At 60.7% G+C, this 14,771-nt stretch carries 15 protein-coding genes and 1 rRNA gene; 9 read left to right on the top strand and 7 right to left on the bottom strand.

Going from position 1 to position 14,771, the window contains the following annotated elements; translation table 11 throughout:
• Together GJ699_RS31240 and GJ699_RS31245 are read right to left on the bottom strand one after the other, a co-directional pair.
• A 16S ribosomal RNA gene (locus GJ699_RS31240) occupies positions 1-116 on the bottom strand; the annotation flags it as partial.
• Between the two features lie 293 nt (positions 117-409).
• Positions 410-1,186, bottom strand: coding sequence for an enoyl-CoA hydratase (locus tag GJ699_RS31245; RefSeq protein ID WP_154383334.1), 777 nt, complete (start codon positions 1,184-1,186; stop codon positions 410-412).
• A 72-nt stretch (positions 1,187-1,258) separates the two neighbouring features.
• Between GJ699_RS31245 and GJ699_RS31250 the strand changes: the two genes are divergently transcribed.
• Together GJ699_RS31250 and GJ699_RS31255 are read left to right on the top strand one after the other, a co-directional pair.
• Positions 1,259-2,551 (top strand): MFS transporter, encoded by a 1,293-nt coding sequence (locus tag GJ699_RS31250; protein WP_229262386.1) that lies wholly within the window; start codon positions 1,259-1,261, stop codon positions 2,549-2,551.
• Between the two features lie 63 nt (positions 2,552-2,614).
• Complete coding sequence (locus GJ699_RS31255; RefSeq protein WP_154383335.1) at positions 2,615-3,052, top strand: universal stress protein; 438 nt, start codon at positions 2,615-2,617, stop codon at positions 3,050-3,052.
• Here the strand turns inward: GJ699_RS31255 and mltA are convergent.
• Positions 3,049-4,272 (bottom strand): murein transglycosylase A, encoded by a 1,224-nt coding sequence (gene mltA, locus GJ699_RS31260; protein WP_154383336.1) that lies wholly within the window; start codon positions 4,270-4,272, stop codon positions 3,049-3,051. The genes GJ699_RS31255 and mltA overlap by 4 nt on opposite strands.
• A 98-nt stretch (positions 4,273-4,370) precedes the next feature.
• Positions 4,371-4,745 (bottom strand): Co2+/Mg2+ efflux facilitator ApaG/CorD, encoded by a 375-nt coding sequence (gene apaG, locus GJ699_RS31265; RefSeq protein WP_154383337.1) that lies wholly within the window; start codon positions 4,743-4,745, stop codon positions 4,371-4,373.
• A 169-nt stretch (positions 4,746-4,914) separates the two neighbouring features.
• Between apaG and rpe the strand changes: the two genes are divergently transcribed.
• The 7 genes from rpe to trpC all read left to right on the top strand — a co-directional run bounded on the left by rpe (position 4,915) and on the right by trpC (position 11,069).
• Positions 4,915-5,580 carry a ribulose-phosphate 3-epimerase gene (gene rpe, locus GJ699_RS31270; RefSeq protein WP_154383338.1) on the top strand — a complete coding sequence of 222 codons (666 nt, stop codon included), beginning with the start codon at positions 4,915-4,917 and terminating at the stop codon, positions 5,578-5,580.
• A gap of 4 nt (positions 5,581-5,584) precedes the next feature.
• A complete protein-coding gene (locus GJ699_RS31275; RefSeq protein WP_154383339.1) occupies positions 5,585-6,277 on the top strand; it encodes a phosphoglycolate phosphatase in 693 nt (230 codons plus the stop codon).
• Between the two features lie 200 nt (positions 6,278-6,477).
• On the top strand, positions 6,478-7,974 hold the full coding sequence (trpE, locus tag GJ699_RS31280; RefSeq protein ID WP_154383340.1) for an anthranilate synthase component I: 1,497 nt from the start codon (positions 6,478-6,480) through the stop codon (positions 7,972-7,974).
• A gap of 1 nt (position 7,975) precedes the next feature.
• Positions 7,976-8,539, top strand: a complete 564-nt coding sequence (locus GJ699_RS31285; protein ID WP_154383341.1) for an anthranilate synthase component II — start codon at positions 7,976-7,978, stop codon at positions 8,537-8,539.
• A 17-nt stretch (positions 8,540-8,556) separates the two neighbouring features.
• Positions 8,557-9,594 carry an anthranilate phosphoribosyltransferase gene (gene trpD / locus GJ699_RS31290; protein WP_154383342.1) on the top strand — a complete coding sequence of 346 codons (1,038 nt, stop codon included), beginning with the start codon at positions 8,557-8,559 and terminating at the stop codon, positions 9,592-9,594.
• 3 nt (positions 9,595-9,597) lie between these two features.
• On the top strand, positions 9,598-10,266 hold the full coding sequence (locus tag GJ699_RS31295; RefSeq protein ID WP_154383343.1) for a LysE family translocator: 669 nt from the start codon (positions 9,598-9,600) through the stop codon (positions 10,264-10,266).
• Positions 10,267-10,268: 2 nt separating this feature from the next.
• On the top strand, positions 10,269-11,069 hold the full coding sequence (gene trpC, locus GJ699_RS31300; RefSeq protein WP_154383344.1) for an indole-3-glycerol phosphate synthase TrpC: 801 nt from the start codon (positions 10,269-10,271) through the stop codon (positions 11,067-11,069).
• Here the strand turns inward: trpC and GJ699_RS31305 are convergent.
• From GJ699_RS31305 to GJ699_RS31315, 3 genes are all read right to left on the bottom strand, one after another.
• Entirely contained in the window at positions 11,066-12,238 is a 1,173-nt protein-coding gene (locus GJ699_RS31305) for a GGDEF domain-containing protein (protein ID WP_229262387.1), read from the bottom strand. The two genes, trpC and GJ699_RS31305, sit on opposite strands and share 4 nt — an antisense overlap.
• Before the next feature lie 146 nt (positions 12,239-12,384).
• The gene (locus tag GJ699_RS31310; protein WP_154383372.1) at positions 12,385-14,205 is read right to left on the bottom strand and encodes a M61 family metallopeptidase; all 1,821 of its coding nucleotides are present in this window, start codon (positions 14,203-14,205) and stop codon (positions 12,385-12,387) included.
• Complete coding sequence (locus tag GJ699_RS31315; protein ID WP_154383345.1) at positions 14,205-14,771, bottom strand: nucleotidyltransferase family protein; 567 nt, start codon at positions 14,769-14,771, stop codon at positions 14,205-14,207. The genes GJ699_RS31310 and GJ699_RS31315 overlap by 1 nt, the downstream gene beginning before the upstream one ends.

Here is a 14,771-nt window from a genome sequence, read left to right on the forward strand (position 1 = left end):
TATATTACTCACCCGTTCGCCACTCGCCGCCAGGTTGCCCCGCGCTGCCGTTCGACTTGCATGTGTAAGGCATGCCGCCAGCGTTCAATCTGAGCCAGGATCAAACTCTTTAGTTTAATCTCTGTTTATGACCACTGCTGGTCATGGTTCGCTCTTCTCAAAATACTGACAGTATTTCTACTGAATATTTCTTTGTTGAGCATTTAATGCTTTTTGTTGCAGCATCAAACGCCCACACTTATCGACTGTAAATTTTTAAAGATCCTGTTCGGTCTTGCTAGCTGAAGAAGCGTTTTGTTCATCAGCAGAGAAGAAAGAGTATGAAGCATTTCTTATTTCTCGTCAACCCCTCGCTTTCTTCGTTTTCGCTTTTCAGCGTCTGCGTTGTCTTGCGAGGGACAGAATCATATCAAAGACCCTCGAAGTTTGGCAAGCGCTTTTCGAGGAAAGCTTTCATGCCCTCTTTCTGCGACGGCGTGCCGAACGCCGACTGGAACAGTTGGCGCTCATAAGAGACGCCCTGCGACAGCGTGGTTTCAAACGAACGGTTGACCGCGTCTTTAATCTGGATCGCCACCGAGGTCGACATCGACGCGATCTGCTTGCCCACCGCCAGCACCTCTTCTATCAACTTATCCGCCGGCACCACGCGCGACACCAGGCCGATGCGTTCCGCCTCAGCCGCATCAATGGTGCGCGCGGTCAGCAGCATGTCCATGGCCTTGGCCTTGCCCACCGCGCGCGGCAGACGCTGGGTACCACCCGCGCCAGGCGGCACGCCGACCTTGATTTCCGGCTGGCCGAATTTGGCGCTGTCGGCCGCGATCAGGAAGTCGCACATCATGGCCAGCTCGCAGCCGCCGCCCAGCGCAAAGCCGGCCACGGCGCCAATCACTGGCTTGCGCACGCGCAGGATGTGCTCCCAGTTGCGACCTATATAGTTGTCGCGGTGCGTGTCTGGATAGGTATAGTCCACCATGGCGGCGATATCGGCGCCGGCTGCAAACGCTTTTTCGCTGCCGGTCAGTATGATGCAGCCAATGGCCGGATCGGCGTCGAACTTATATAAGGCCTCGCCCAACTCGTTCATCATATTGTCGTTCAGCGCATTCAGCGCCTTCGGACGGTTCAGACGGATCAGCGCGACTTTGTCGTGCACTTCTACGATCAGGTCTTGATACGACATATGTTTCTCCTCCATGGTGGAAATTTACCGACCGATTGTAGCCGCTATCCCCGGCACTGGTATGATTGAAATTTGGCAATCTGTACTAAAGTGCGTGCTTTCCTGAATTCCTTCCGCAGCGACGAGCTGCTGCGCAACGGCGACTTCCGCCGCTACTGGGCCAGCGCCATCCTCAACGGCTTTGGCAGCTATATCAGCGCGCTGGCGCTGCCGCTATGCTCGGTGCTGCTGCTGAAAGCCTCGCCGGCGCAGATGGGCATGATGGGCGCCGCCGCCGCCCTGCCCTATGCGCTGCTGTCGCTGCCGGCCGGTGTCTTCCTCGACCGCAACCGCAAGCTGCCCATCCTATTGGCCAGCAAGGCGATTCAGGCGCTATCGCTGGTCAGCATTCCGCTGGCCTGGTGGCTGGGCATGCTGACGGTGCAATGGATGTATGTGGTGTCCTTCATCTCCGGCTGCTGCGCGGTGGTGGGTGGCGGCGCCGAACAAGTGTTCCTGACTAATATGATCGGCCACGACAAGCTGACCGACGCCCAGTCCAAGTTCACCGCCACCGATTCCGCCGCCCGCCTGCTGGCGCCCGGCTTTGCCGGCGTGCTGATCCAATGGCTGACCGCGCCCTACGCGGTGCTGCTGAACGCCATCGGCTTTGTGGTCTCGATCGGCCTGCTGCGCGATGTGAAAGCCAACGATCCCAAGCCGCCACCATCCAACAAACATCCGCTGCGCGATATCCAGGACGGTTTCCGCTTCATCTGGAGCCAGCCGCTGCTGCGCACGCTGGCCGGGGCCTCGGGCGCATGGCATATGCTGTTCTACGGCTTCGCCGCGCTGCATGTGATTTTCGCCACGCGCGAACTGGGCATGAGCGCCGGCATGCTGGGCGTGGCGCAGATGGTGGGCGGTGTCGGTGTGCTGGCCAGCTCACTGATGCTGAAACCGGTATCGCGCCGCTTCGGGCCGACCGGCACCATGTTGTTCGGCATGGGCCTGTGCGCGTTTGCCTATACCGCTACGCCGCTGATCCCGGCCAATCTGTTGGGCTATCCGCTGGCCAGCGCGATTGCCTGCGCCGCCATGTCGTTCTTCCTCGATTGCGGCGTGATGCTGTTCCTGCTGCCCTACACCACCATGCGCCAGGCGGTGACGCCGGATGAATACCTGGGCCGGATGGTCTCCACCATGCGCTTTCTGACGGTGGCGACCGCGCCGCTGGGCGCGCTGGCGGCCGGCTACCTGGGCGAGCATTTCAGCGTGCGCACCGGCCTGGCTTGCGTGGCGGCCGGCGGCGTCGCGCTGGCGCTGTATCTGTCATTGTCGCCGGCGATGCGCCAGGCGCGCGTAACGGCGCCGGCGTTGTCCTAACGTGCGCCGCTGAAGGCGGCAAGACATTAGGCTGACTCCAGTGCTCACTGCAAGGAGACCGCCATGTTCAAATCGATTCTGTTCCCCACCGACGGCTCGGACCTGTCGGACCAAGCCGCCGCCATCGTGGTGGAATTCGCCCGCCTGCATCAGGCGCGCATTCTCGCCATTTCCGTGGTCCAGCCCTTGCTGATGCCGGCGCTGGGCGACAGCGGCGCCATGCTGGACGCCGGCCAGTACGAAACGCAGATGCAGGACTCCGCCCGCGATCACCTGAACAAGGTGGCGGCGGCCGCCAGCGCCGGCGGCATTCCGTTTGAAGGGGTGATTGCGATGTCGCCCAATCCCTATGAAGAGATTGTCGACGCCGCGAAAAAACACGGCTGCGACATCATCGTGATGGCCTCGCATGGACGCAAGGGCCTGAACAAGCTATTCCTCGGCAGCGAGACGCAACGCGTGCTGTCGCACACCTCGCTGCCGGTTCTGGTGCTGCGTTAGAATTTCTTCGGCAAGAGTACCCAGATACTGCCGCGCTGCTTCATGCGGCCGGCATTCTCGGCCGCCTCGGCGCCAAAGCCGAAGAAGTAGTCGACCCGGATCGCGCCACGAATCGCACCACCGGTGTCCTGCGCCATCACCAGCCGCTGCAGCGGAATATCGCTGTTGGGCTGGGTGGTGGACAGGAATACCGGCGCGCCCTGCGGCAGCTGGGTGGCGTCGATGGCTACCGAGCGCTGCGGCGTCAGCGGCACGCCCAGCGAACCTTTCGGTCCCACTTTCGGGTCAGGCAGCTTCTCCTCTTTAAAGAACACATAGCTCGGATTGACGTTGAACAGCTCCTGCATGCGGGTCGGATGGCCGGCGATCCACGCCTTGATGCCCTGCGCCGACGCCTGCTCCAGGGTCAGCTCGCCCTTCTCCACCAGATATTTGCCGATCGATTTATACGGATGGCCATTCTGGTCCGCATACGCCACGCGCACGGTTTCGCCGGTGTCGGCCAGCTGCACACGGCCCGAGCCCTGCACCTGCAGGAAGAAGGATTCGACCGGATCGTCGACCCACAGCAGTTCCTTGCCGCTGAAGCTGGCCGCTTCAATGTCGGCACGGGTGGAATACGGCACCACCTTCTTGCCCACCAGCTTGCCGCGCAGGCGCATGCCCTTCAGCTCCGGATAGACGCTGGCCAGGTCGATGGTCAGCATATCGTCCGGCACTTTATATAGCGGCGTCTGATACGGACCGCCCTTTTTGCGGGCGCCGTGCAGCAGCGGCTCGTAGTAGCCGGTGATCAGGCCGTCGCTGGCGCCATCTGGCGCGATTACCTGATTCGGCTCCAGGAACGCTTCGAAGAAGGTACGGATCGCCTTTTCATCATTGGCGCTGACGGTGCGCGCCACCGTGCACGGCTCTTTCCAAAGCGCCTGCTTGATCAGCACCGAGCACGACGACGTGAAGGCCGGCCAGGCGGCGCGCAGATCGTCCTTGTCCCAGCCCGGCAATTGGGCGAAAGTGGCTGGCACCATTTGCAGCTTGGTCGGCTGGGCAGGCGGCACAGGTGTTGGCGGCACCGGCGGCGTGGGCGGGGTCGGCTGGACCACTACCGGCGGCACCGGCTCGGCCGGCTTCTCCGGCGGGATCGGGGTGGAAGTACAGGCCGCGAGCGCAAGCGCGACGACGCTCAGCGGAACGAGTAGACTACGACGTGAGTGAGACATAAAAAAGGATAACTATGTGGTTTTTGATGTTAGAAGCAGGCGTGGCCTTCTTCCTGCTGGTCTTCATCGTGTGGTGGACCATGCGCGGCAAGAAGTAATCAGTGCAGCGTGCGCGGCAGCGACAACACGAATTCCGGGATCTTGGCCTCGAACTGATGGCCATCCTCGGCCACGCAGAAGTATTCGCCGACCATCGAGCCCTGCTGGGTTTGCAGCGCGGCGCCACTGGTGTATTCGAATTGCTCGCCCGGCGCCAGCAGCGGCTGGTGGCCGACCACGCCCAGGCCGCGCACCTCTTCGACGTGATTATTGGCGTCGGTGATGACCCAATGACGCGAGATCAGCTGCGCCGCGACCGTGCCGGTGTTCTTGATCGTGATCGAGTAGGTGAACACGAAACTGGTGCGTTCCGGGTCCGACTGCTCCGGCAGGTACTGGGTTCTGACCGACACGGTAAATTCATAAGAGGGCATCAACATTCCTTAAAGCTTGGTAAAAACGTAATCGTTGGCGATTGCATATCGGCCGCCATCCATTGCACCGCAAATCCGCCCCGTATGCAAGGACGGCGCGCCTGAAAACCGGCACGGCCGGCCGGACCAGCGTAAAATAACGCATCTTTTTTATCGCAAGCCTAAAGCCATGACCACTTTCCGCATCGCTCCCAGCATTCTGTCCGCCGATTTCGCCCGCCTGGGTGAAGAGGTACGCAATGTCGTATCGGCCGGCGCCGACATCATCCACTTTGACGTGATGGACAACCATTATGTTCCCAACCTGACCATCGGCCCGCTGGTGTGCCAGGCGATCCGTCCGCACGTGGATGTGCCAATCGATGTGCACCTGATGGTCAAGCCGGTGGACCGCATCATCCCGGACTTCGCCAAAGCCGGCGCCAACATCATCACCTTCCACCCGGAAGCATCCGATCACATCGACCGCTCGCTGCAACTGATCCGCGACCACGGCTGCAAGGCCGGCCTGGTGTTCAACCCGGCCACCCCGCTGAGCTACCTGGAGCACGTGATGGACAAGGTCGACATGATCCTGATTATGTCGGTCAACCCAGGCTTTGGCGGCCAGTCCTTCATCCCGCAAGCGCTGAAGAAAATCGCTGAAGCGCGCCGCCTGATCGACGAATCCGGCCGCGACATCCTGCTGGAAGTCGATGGCGGCATCAAGATCGACAACATCGCCGCCGCCGCGGCCGCCGGCGCCGACACCTTCGTGGCCGGCTCCGCCATCTTCGGCCAGCCTGACTACAAGGCGGTGATCGACGCCATGCGCGCCAACCTGGCCAAGGTATAAACAGATGAGCGTACTGGCAGGCGTCCGCGCCGCAATCATCGACCTCGACGGCACCATGCTGGACACGATCCCCGACTTCCACGTCGCGATCAACGGCATGCGCGCGGAACTCGACCTGCAACCGATCAGCCAGCAGCAGATTGCGCTGATGGTCGGCAAAGGCTCGGAAAACCTGATCCGCTCCGTGCTGGGGCTGGACTGGGACGCCGACCGCGTCGAGGCCCACTTTGCGCAAGCGATGGACGCCTACCAGCGCCACTACCTCAGCATCAACGGCCAGTACAGCACCCTGTTCCCGCAAGTGGAACAAGGTCTGGCGGCGCTGCAGGCACAGGGACTGCGCCTGGCCTGCGTGACCAACAAGCCGATCAGCTTCACCACCCCGCTGCTGAAGCTGAAGGGACTGGACCGCTATTTCGAAGTGGTCTACGGCGGCGACTCGCTGCCGCGCAAGAAACCGGACCCGCTGCCGCTGCAAACGGTGTGCGCCGATTTCGGCCTGCAGCCGTCCCAGGTGGTCGCGATCGGCGACTCCTCGAACGACGCGCAAGCCGCGCGGGCAGCGGGTTGCCCGGTGCTGACGGTGCCATATGGTTATAACCACGGAGAGTCTATACACGATACGGATTCCGATGGTATAGTAGACACGCTGCTAGAAGCGGCTAGCCTGATTCGTTCGCAAACCACCATTAGCTGAACTAACCTGACCGAAATGTCTCTCATCAAAAAACACATCGTCAACCAACCAGGCTCGATTGAGGCCTGGCTGTGGCGACGCTGGCAATCCTGGCAAAACTAAGCCGAACTGATTGCTGTCGTCCGCCCGCTTGCGCGCGACAGGTTTTTTGAAAATACCACCGCCGGCACCTCCTCAATCCGGCGGCATGGAGAGAAGACATGACCGAACTCGAATTCAAATCGTTGGCCACCGACGGCTATAACCGCATTCCTTTGATCGCGGAAGCATTCGCCGATCTCGAAACCCCGCTCACGCTGTACCTGAAACTGGCCCAGAGCCAGAACGCCGGCAAGAACACCTTCCTGCTGGAGTCGGTGGTGGGCGGCGAGCGTTTCGGCCGCTACTCCTTCATCGGCCTGCCGGCCAGCACGCTGCTGCGCACCACCGGCAACCGCACCGAAATCGTCAAGAACGGCGCGGTGATCGAGACCCACGAAGGCAATCCGCTCGACTTCATCGAGGCATATCAGAAGCGCTTCAAGGTGGCGATCCGTCCCGGCATGCCGCGCTTCTGCGGCGGCCTGGCCGGCTACTTCGGCTACGACACCGTGCGCCACATCGAAAAAACGCTGGCCCACAGCGCGCAGAAGGATGATCTGGGCCTGCCCGACATCCAGCTGATGGTGACCGAGGAACTGGCCGTCATCGATAACCTGAGCGGCAAGCTGTATCTGATCGTCTATGCCGACACCACCCAGCCCGAATCCTACGCCAAAGCCAAGCAGCGCCTGAAAGACCTGCGCGTGATGCTGCGCCGTGGTGTTGAAGTGCCGGTGGCCACCGCCTCGGTGCGCACCGAAGCGGTACGCGAATTCGCCAAAGAGGATTATCTGAAAGCGGTCGCCCGCGCCCACGAATACGTGCTGGCCGGTGACCTGATGCAGGTGCAGATCGGCCAGCGCATCCGCAAGCCGTATGTCGATTCGCCACTGAGCCTGTACCGCGCGCTGCGTTCGCTGAACCCGTCGCCGTATATGTACTACTACAATTTCGGCGACATGCAAATCGTTGGCGCCTCGCCGGAGATTTTGGTACGCAACGAGACCGCCGCCGACGGCGAAAAGAAAGTCACGCTGCGTCCGATCGCCGGCACCCGTCCACGCGGCGCGACGCCGGAACGCGACGCCGAACTGGCCAAGGAACTGCTGGCCGACCACAAGGAAATCGCGGAACACGTGATGCTGATCGACCTGGCGCGCAATGACCTGGGCCGCATCTCCAACATCGGCAGCGTCAAAGTGACCGACCGCCTGGTGATCGAAAAATACTCGCATGTGCAGCACATCGTCTCCAACGTCGAGGGCAAGCTGAAAGACGGCCTGTCGAATCTGGACGTGCTGCGCGCCACCTTCCCGGCCGGCACGCTGACCGGCGCGCCGAAAGTGCGCGCGATGGAAATCATCGACGAGCTGGAAATCTCCAAGCGCGGCATCTATGGCGGCGCCTGCGGCTATCTGTCGTTCGGCGGCGAGATGGACGTGGCGATCGCGATCCGCACCGGCGTGATCAAGGACGGCAATCTGTACGTGCAAGCCGCCGCCGGCATCGTCGCCGACTCGATCGCCGAGATGGAATGGCAGGAAACCGAACACAAGGCGCGCGCTGTGCTGCGCGCCGCCGAGCAAGTGCAAGATGGTCTGGATGGGGAGTTCTAACATGCTGCTGATGATCGACAATTACGACTCCTTTACCTACAACATCGTGCAGTATTTCGGCGAGCTGGGTGAAGATGTACGCGTCTACCGCAACGATGAAATCACCATCGCGGAAATCGAGGCGCTGAACCCGGACCACATCTGCATTTCGCCGGGTCCGAAAGACCCGTCGCAGGCCGGCATTTCGATTGAAGTGCTCAAACACTTCGCCGGCAAAAAGCCGATTCTAGGCGTCTGCCTTGGCCACCAGGCCATCGGCGAAGCGTTCGGCGGCAAGATCATTCGCGCCAAGCAGGTCATGCATGGCAAAACTTCTTTAATCGCGCATACGGGTGTGGGCGTCTTCAAGGACATCCCATCTCCCTTCACAGTGATTCGCTATCACTCGCTGGCAATCGAGCGTAGCTCGCTGCCGTCCTGCCTGGAAGTCACGGCATGGACCGACGATGGCGAAATCATGGGCGTGCGGCACAAGGAATACGACATCGAGGGTGTGCAGTTCCACCCCGAGTCCATCCTGTCCGAACACGGCCATCAACTGTTGAAGAACTTCCTCGTCCGCTGATTAAAGAAGGAACCGTCATGCCTATCACTCATCAAGAAGCACTGGTGCGCTGCATCGAGCACCGCGAAATTTTCCACGACGAGATGCTGCACCTGTTCCGCCAGATCATGTCGGGCGAAATGTCGCCCACCATGGTGGCCGCCCTGACCATGGGCCTGCGCGTGAAAAAAGAAACCATCGGTGAAATCGCCGCCGCCGCCACGGTGATGCGCGAATTCTCCACCAAAGTGCCGATGGCCGACACCACCGGCCTGCTCGACATCGTCGGCACCGGCGGCGACGGCGCGCATACCTTCAATATCTCCACCACCGCGATGTTCGTGGCCGCAGCTGCGGGCGCGCGCGTGGCCAAGCATGGCGGCCGCAGCGTGTCGTCGTCGTCCGGCAGCGCCGATGTAATCGAATCGCTGGGCGCCAACATCAACCTGAAGCCGGAGCAGATCGCGCAATCGATCGCGCAGACCAGCATCGGCTTCATGTTCGCGCCGAATCATCACGCCGCCATGAAGCATGTGGCGCCGGTGCGCAAGGAACTGGGCGTGCGCTCCATCTTCAACATTCTCGGCCCGCTGACCAATCCGGCCGGCGCGCCGAATATTCTGATGGGCGTGTTCCATGCGGACCTGGTGGGTATTCAGGTGCGCGTGCTGCAGCGCCTGGGCGCGCAGCACGCCATCGTGGTCTATGGCCGCGACAATATGGACGAAGTGTCGCTGGGCGCATCGACCATGGTCGGTGAGCTGATCGACGGCGAAATCCGCGAATACGAAATTCATCCGGAAGATTTCGGCATGCAGATGATCGCCAGCCGCAATCTGAAGGTAGCCGATGCCGCCGAATCCAAGCAGCGCATGATGGAAGCGCTGCGCGGCGAACCAGGTGCGGCCTACGACATCGTGGCGCTGAATGCCGGCACCGCGCTGTACGCGGCCGGTGTGGCCGGCTCGATCGAGGACGGCATCAAGCGCGCGCGCGAAGCCATCACCTCGGGCGACGCGCTGCGCAAGATCGATCAATTCGTCGCCGTCACGCAGGCTCTCGGCAAGGGGAACTGACCCATGTTCGGCATCCACGACCTGACCTTGTTTATCATCTCGGGCCTGCTGCTGAACATCATGCCCGGACCGGACTCGCTGCTGATCATGACGCGTAGCGCCACCCAGGGCTGGCGCGCCGGTTCGGCCGCCGCGCTGGGCATCGGTGCCGGCACCATGGTGCACATTCTGGCTGCGGCATTGGGTCTGTCGGCCGTGCTGTCCACTTCCGCCGCCGCCTTCACGGTGGTGAAATGGGTGGGCGCTGCCTACATCGTCTACATGGGCATCGGCATGCTGCGCGCGAAGCTGCGCGGGGAAGCCGATGTCGTGGCCGAAGTTGAGGCCAACCTCGCAGCACGCACCCGCGCGGCCCAGCCGCTGGCATGGCGTAAAATCTTCCTCCAGGGTTTTCTGACCAATGTGCTGAACCCTAAAGTGGCGTTGTTCTTCCTGGCGTTTGTGCCGCAGTTTATTTCGGCCGATTCCGCCAGCAAGCCGCTGGCGTTTATCGTGCTGGGGGCGATCTTTAATTTCAATGGCATGCTGTACTGCCATGGCCTGGCGCTGTTTACCGCCTTCGCCAGCGCGCGCCTGAACATCAAGCCGCTGGTCTCACTGTGGCTGAACCGCACCATGGGCGGTCTGTTTCTGGCCCTCGGCGTGCGCCTGGCACTCTCGGAGCAAAAATAATCATGTCTGACATTCTGAACAAAATCCTCGCGGTCAAAGCCGATGAAGTGGCGGCCGCCAAAAAATACCGCAGTTTCGCCAGCCTGCGCGACGAAGTCGAATCCAACGCCGAGCTGCGCGCCGGCCTGCGCGGCTTTGAAGCCAGCCTGCGCGCCAAGATCGCCGACGGCAAAGCCGGCATCATCGCCGAGATCAAGAAGGCATCGCCGTCGAAAGGCGTGATCCGCGCCGACTTCCGTCCGGCGGAAATCGCTGCCACCTACGAGGCCAATGGCGCGGCCTGCCTGTCGGTGCTGACCGACGAGCAGTTCTTCCAGGGCTCGGTGGATTATCTGCAGCAGGCGCGCGGCGCCTGCGCGCTGCCGGTGATCCGCAAGGACTTCATGATCGACATCTACCAGATCTACGAAGCGCGGGCGATGGGTGCCGATGCCATTCTGTTAATCGTGTCGGCGCTGGATCATGGCCTGATGGCGGAAATGGAAGCCGTGGCGCACGAACTGGGCATGGGCGTGCTGGTGGAAACCCACGACGGCGACGAGCTGACCGCCGCGCTGAAGCTGAAATCGCGTCTGGTGGGCGTCAACAACCGCAATCTGCGCACCTTCGAGGTATCGCTGAAAAACACGCTGGATCTGCTGGACCGCATGCCGGAAGACCGCCTGGTGATCACCGAATCGGGCATTCTGGCGCCGGCCGACGTGCAAACCATGCGCGACGCGAATGTCCACGCCTTCCTGGTGGGCGAAGCCTTCATGCGCGCGCCGGATCCGGGCCTGGAACTGGCCCGCCTGTTCGGCTAAGCCCTGGCCACTGTACGCAGCGGCGTCACGCTATCCTGCGCGACCTCGACCCGGTCGCGCCCTCTTTCCTTAGCGCAATACAACGCCTTGTCGGCGCGGACCAGAATGCCGTCCAGGCTTTCGTCCGCGCTGCTCTGGCAGGCCACGCCGATGCTGACCGTGTATAGCGGAATCGCCGGGCGTGGCTCACGCAACGTGTCCTGAATGCGGCCGGCGATGTGCAGCGCCCGTTCCACGCCGGTGTCTGGCAGCAGCACGACAAATTCCTCACCACCGAAACGCGCCACGTGATCGGATTTACGCAGTGCTTTGGAAATCATTTGCGCCACGTCGACCAGCACGCGGTCGCCAACGGCGTGGCCGTAACCGTCATTAATCCGTTTAAAGTAATCGACGTCGATATTCAGCATGGTCATGCAGCTGCTTTCGCGGCGCATCAACGCCAGCTCTTTGGCGTAAATATCGGCAAAACCGCGGCGGTTTAATACTTCGGTTAATGGGTCCAGCGTCGAACGACGTTCCAGCGTGGTTTGCAGACGGCGCGTGCACATCATCATAAAGCCTACGCTCATCAGCAATACCATGAAATGGGCGGTGGCCAGATACAGGCTGGCAAACATGCCGGTATCCATCAGATTAACGTCTATGCCTTTGGTTAATGCCAATATGCCGCGCGCCATGACCATCATCGCGTCTATCGCCATTAAGGTGCCGAATAATACGGTGGAAAAATGCCGATTGCCGTATTTAAACACCACGTAAATACCACGCGCGTGCAATATAAATACCAATAACGAGGCAATCGCCACGCGGCTATGGAAATTTGGTTGTACCCACAGCCAATATCCCAAGCCAAATACAATGATCAACCATACGGCGTGGAATAAATTCCAGGAGGGGCGCAGCTGATAAAACTTTTCCGTCCCGATGAGCATTAATCCCAGCCCCCAGGTCATGACGATATTCGAGCACAGCAGCAATATATTCGACTTGCCGTGGACGCCAAAAATCACGGCGCCAGCCACCAGCAATATCAGAGCCAGCGCCCAGTCGCGCAAGCCTTTTATCTCGCGGGGGAAATTCAAATGCGCTGAATACAGCACCCCGCTCATGGCGAACGCCATTAGCGTCGCCATCACGAGGATGGTGTTGGGGTCGAGCGGGATCATGAGCGGCGATTCTAAACCACATTCGCCAGCAGTTGGGGAATTAGCCCGGCACATGCCGGAAGCTGGCATTTACATGCTAAAAACTAGCATGAAATCGGGGTAAAAAAAGGCCGCATCGTTTCGATGCGGCCTTTTTGATAACAAAATCAGCGGCTTGCGCTGGGTCGCAACGGACCGGAGGATTTCTTGGCCGCTGCTTCCACCGTCAGCGAAATACCCGGCACGCGGTCGCCCTGCAGGGTGACATCGAACGCCATTAATTCATCGCGGCGGAATGCCATTACCTGTACGGTTTCACCCACCGCATAACGCGACAGCAGATTATCCAGATTGGTGGCGGTAACGCGCAGACCATCGACGGCAATCAAAATATCGCCGGCCGATAATCCGGCACGATGCGCGGCGCCATTTTCATGGACGGCAGACAGTTTGCAATCATTGCCATCCTTGCCCAGATTGGCATCGAAACTCGGTTTGGCCGATTTACGCTCGTCGTTATATTTAACGCCGAATGGCGCCAGCAGTTTAGCCAATGGCAAATCTTCCGTGCCACGGACATATTTATCGAAGAACGGTTTAAAACGGCCACCGCTGATTTCATCGAAAACTGCTTCCGCTTCGGCTGGCGTAACACCACGGCCGGCGCCAGAATAGAAATCGCGGCCATAACGCTCCCACAAAGTGCGCATGACATCATCCAGCGACTTTTTACCGCCGGTTTTGGCACGGATACTTAAATCCAGCGCCAATCCCACCAGCGAACCCTTGGTGTAATAACTGACGATGGAATTCGGCGCGTTTTCATCCTGGCGATAATATTTACCCCAGGCGTCGAAACTGGAATCAGCCACACTTTGCTTGGTACGGCCGGCGCCACGCAACACGCTGCCCACGGTTTTACCCAGCAATTTGAAATACGCCGGCTCGCCGATAATACCGGCACGCACCAGCATCAAATCGTCGTAATAACTGGTGAAGCCTTCGAACAGCCACAGCAGCGGCGAATAATTCTCGACCTGCAGGTTATACGGCGCAAACGCCGCCGGTTTGATGCGTTTGACGTTCCAGGTGTGGAAATACTCATGGCTGCACAGGCCCAGGTATTGCAGATAGCCGTCGCTGATGTCCTTGCCTTTGGCGGCCGTGGTCGGCAAGTCGCCGCGATTGCAGATCAGCGCGGTGGAGGCGCGATGCTCCAGGCCGCCATAACCGTCACCCACCGCCATGGTCATGAACACATAACGGTCCATCGGCGCTTTTTTCGATTTCGGCTCGAAGAAGGCGATCTGGGTTTCGCAGATCTTTTTCAGGTCGGCGCTCAGGCGCGCCAGATCCAGATTCGGCACACGGCCGGTGATGACGATGTCGTGCGGGATGCCGTGCGCCTTGAAGGTGGCCAGCGCAAAATCGCCCTGCTCCACCGGATGGTCGATCAGCTCATCGTAGTTGGACGCGATGTAGGTGCCGAAACCATAACGTTTCGCTTTCAGCTCCGGCAGCGAGGTGGCCACGCGCCAATCCGCCGCCGCTTCGTCGGCCGGACGCTGGAGATCCACCACGTGCGGCAGGTCTTCCTGGCCCAGCACGCGCAGGAACACGCTGGTGCCGTTGAAGAAGCCGTGATTCTGGTCCAGGTGAGCGGCACGCACCGACAGATCCCAGGCGTAGATTTCGTAATGCACGGTCAGCGCGGCGCGGCTGTCGGCCAGCGCGGCGGCCTGCCACGAATGCTTATCCAGCTTGATCAGCTCCACCGGCTGGCCGTTGGACTCGGCGCGGATGCGGACAATATTGCGCGAAAATTCACGGATCATGTAACTGCCCGGGATCCAGGCCGGCAGCGCGAAAATCTGGCCGCCTTCGGCCGGTGCGGCCACGGTGACGGAAACGTGGAACAAGTGCGCGGCCAGATCATGGCCGACGATGGTATAGGCGATCGCCGCTTGAGTTTTGCTCGGTTTTTTCATCATAAATCCTGTTGGGTGTCGATGTCGCGTACGACGCCTTCATCATCGACCACTACTTCACTGACCGCATGGCTTTTTAAAATCGCGCGCGCGCCCTGATCGCCTTCCAGCGCCAGCAACAGCGGCAAGTGATAAGCACTGAACGCGACCGGATTGCCGCGTCGTCCTTCAAACACCGGTGCGGCGATGCGCGCGCCACGCTCTATTGTAGCGACCAATGCGCGCATGGTGTCCGGACGGACGTGGGGCATGTCACCGAGGCCGATCAGCCAGCCCTCGGCGCCCTTGGTGAATTCGATCGCGGTGGTCAGCGAGGCGGCCATGCCCAGATCGGCGTCGGCGCAGACCCGCACCTCGCAACCGAGGCGGCCCAGCAGCGCGGCGACGCGGTCGTCACCCTCGCGCACCACGGCCAGCACGCGCGGCAGCACGGCCAGCATGTTCTTCGCACTGGCGGCGACGACGATCTCGCCATCCGCCAGGGTTTGCAGCAGTTTGTTTTGTACGCCGGACGGGTCGAAGCGTCGACCGCGTCCGGCTGCGAGCAGGATGCCGGTTAGCGCCAT

Origin of the sequence: Duganella guangzhouensis, from assembly GCF_009674535.1 — a bacterium.
GTDB lineage: Bacteria > Pseudomonadota > Gammaproteobacteria > Burkholderiales > Burkholderiaceae_D > Rugamonas > Rugamonas guangzhouensis.

Bases quoted from the DNA above. Each gene is read 5' to 3' on its own strand.
- GJ699_RS31245 (WP_154383334.1), bottom strand. From the start codon at position 1,186: ATGTCGTATCAAGACCTGATCGTAGAAGTGCACGACAAAGTCGCGCTG.
- GJ699_RS31255 (WP_154383335.1), top strand. From the start codon at position 2,615: ATGTTCAAATCGATTCTGTTCCCCACCGACGGCTCGGACCTGTCGGAC.
- mltA (WP_154383336.1), bottom strand. From the start codon at position 4,272: ATGTCTCACTCACGTCGTAGTCTACTCGTTCCGCTGAGCGTCGTCGCG.
- apaG (WP_154383337.1), bottom strand. From the start codon at position 4,745: ATGCCCTCTTATGAATTTACCGTGTCGGTCAGAACCCAGTACCTGCCG.
- rpe (WP_154383338.1), top strand. From the start codon at position 4,915: ATGACCACTTTCCGCATCGCTCCCAGCATTCTGTCCGCCGATTTCGCC.
- GJ699_RS31275 (WP_154383339.1), top strand. From the start codon at position 5,585: ATGAGCGTACTGGCAGGCGTCCGCGCCGCAATCATCGACCTCGACGGC.
- trpE (WP_154383340.1), top strand. From the start codon at position 6,478: ATGACCGAACTCGAATTCAAATCGTTGGCCACCGACGGCTATAACCGC.
- GJ699_RS31285 (WP_154383341.1), top strand. From the start codon at position 7,976: ATGCTGCTGATGATCGACAATTACGACTCCTTTACCTACAACATCGTG.
- trpD (WP_154383342.1), top strand. From the start codon at position 8,557: ATGCCTATCACTCATCAAGAAGCACTGGTGCGCTGCATCGAGCACCGC.
- GJ699_RS31295 (WP_154383343.1), top strand. From the start codon at position 9,598: ATGTTCGGCATCCACGACCTGACCTTGTTTATCATCTCGGGCCTGCTG.
- trpC (WP_154383344.1), top strand. From the start codon at position 10,269: ATGTCTGACATTCTGAACAAAATCCTCGCGGTCAAAGCCGATGAAGTG.
- GJ699_RS31305 (WP_229262387.1), bottom strand. From the start codon at position 12,238: ATGATCCCGCTCGACCCCAACACCATCCTCGTGATGGCGACGCTAATG.
- GJ699_RS31310 (WP_154383372.1), bottom strand. From the start codon at position 14,205: ATGAAAAAACCGAGCAAAACTCAAGCGGCGATCGCCTATACCATCGTC.
- GJ699_RS31315 (WP_154383345.1), bottom strand. From the start codon at position 14,771: ATGGCGCTAACCGGCATCCTGCTCGCAGCCGGACGCGGTCGACGCTTC.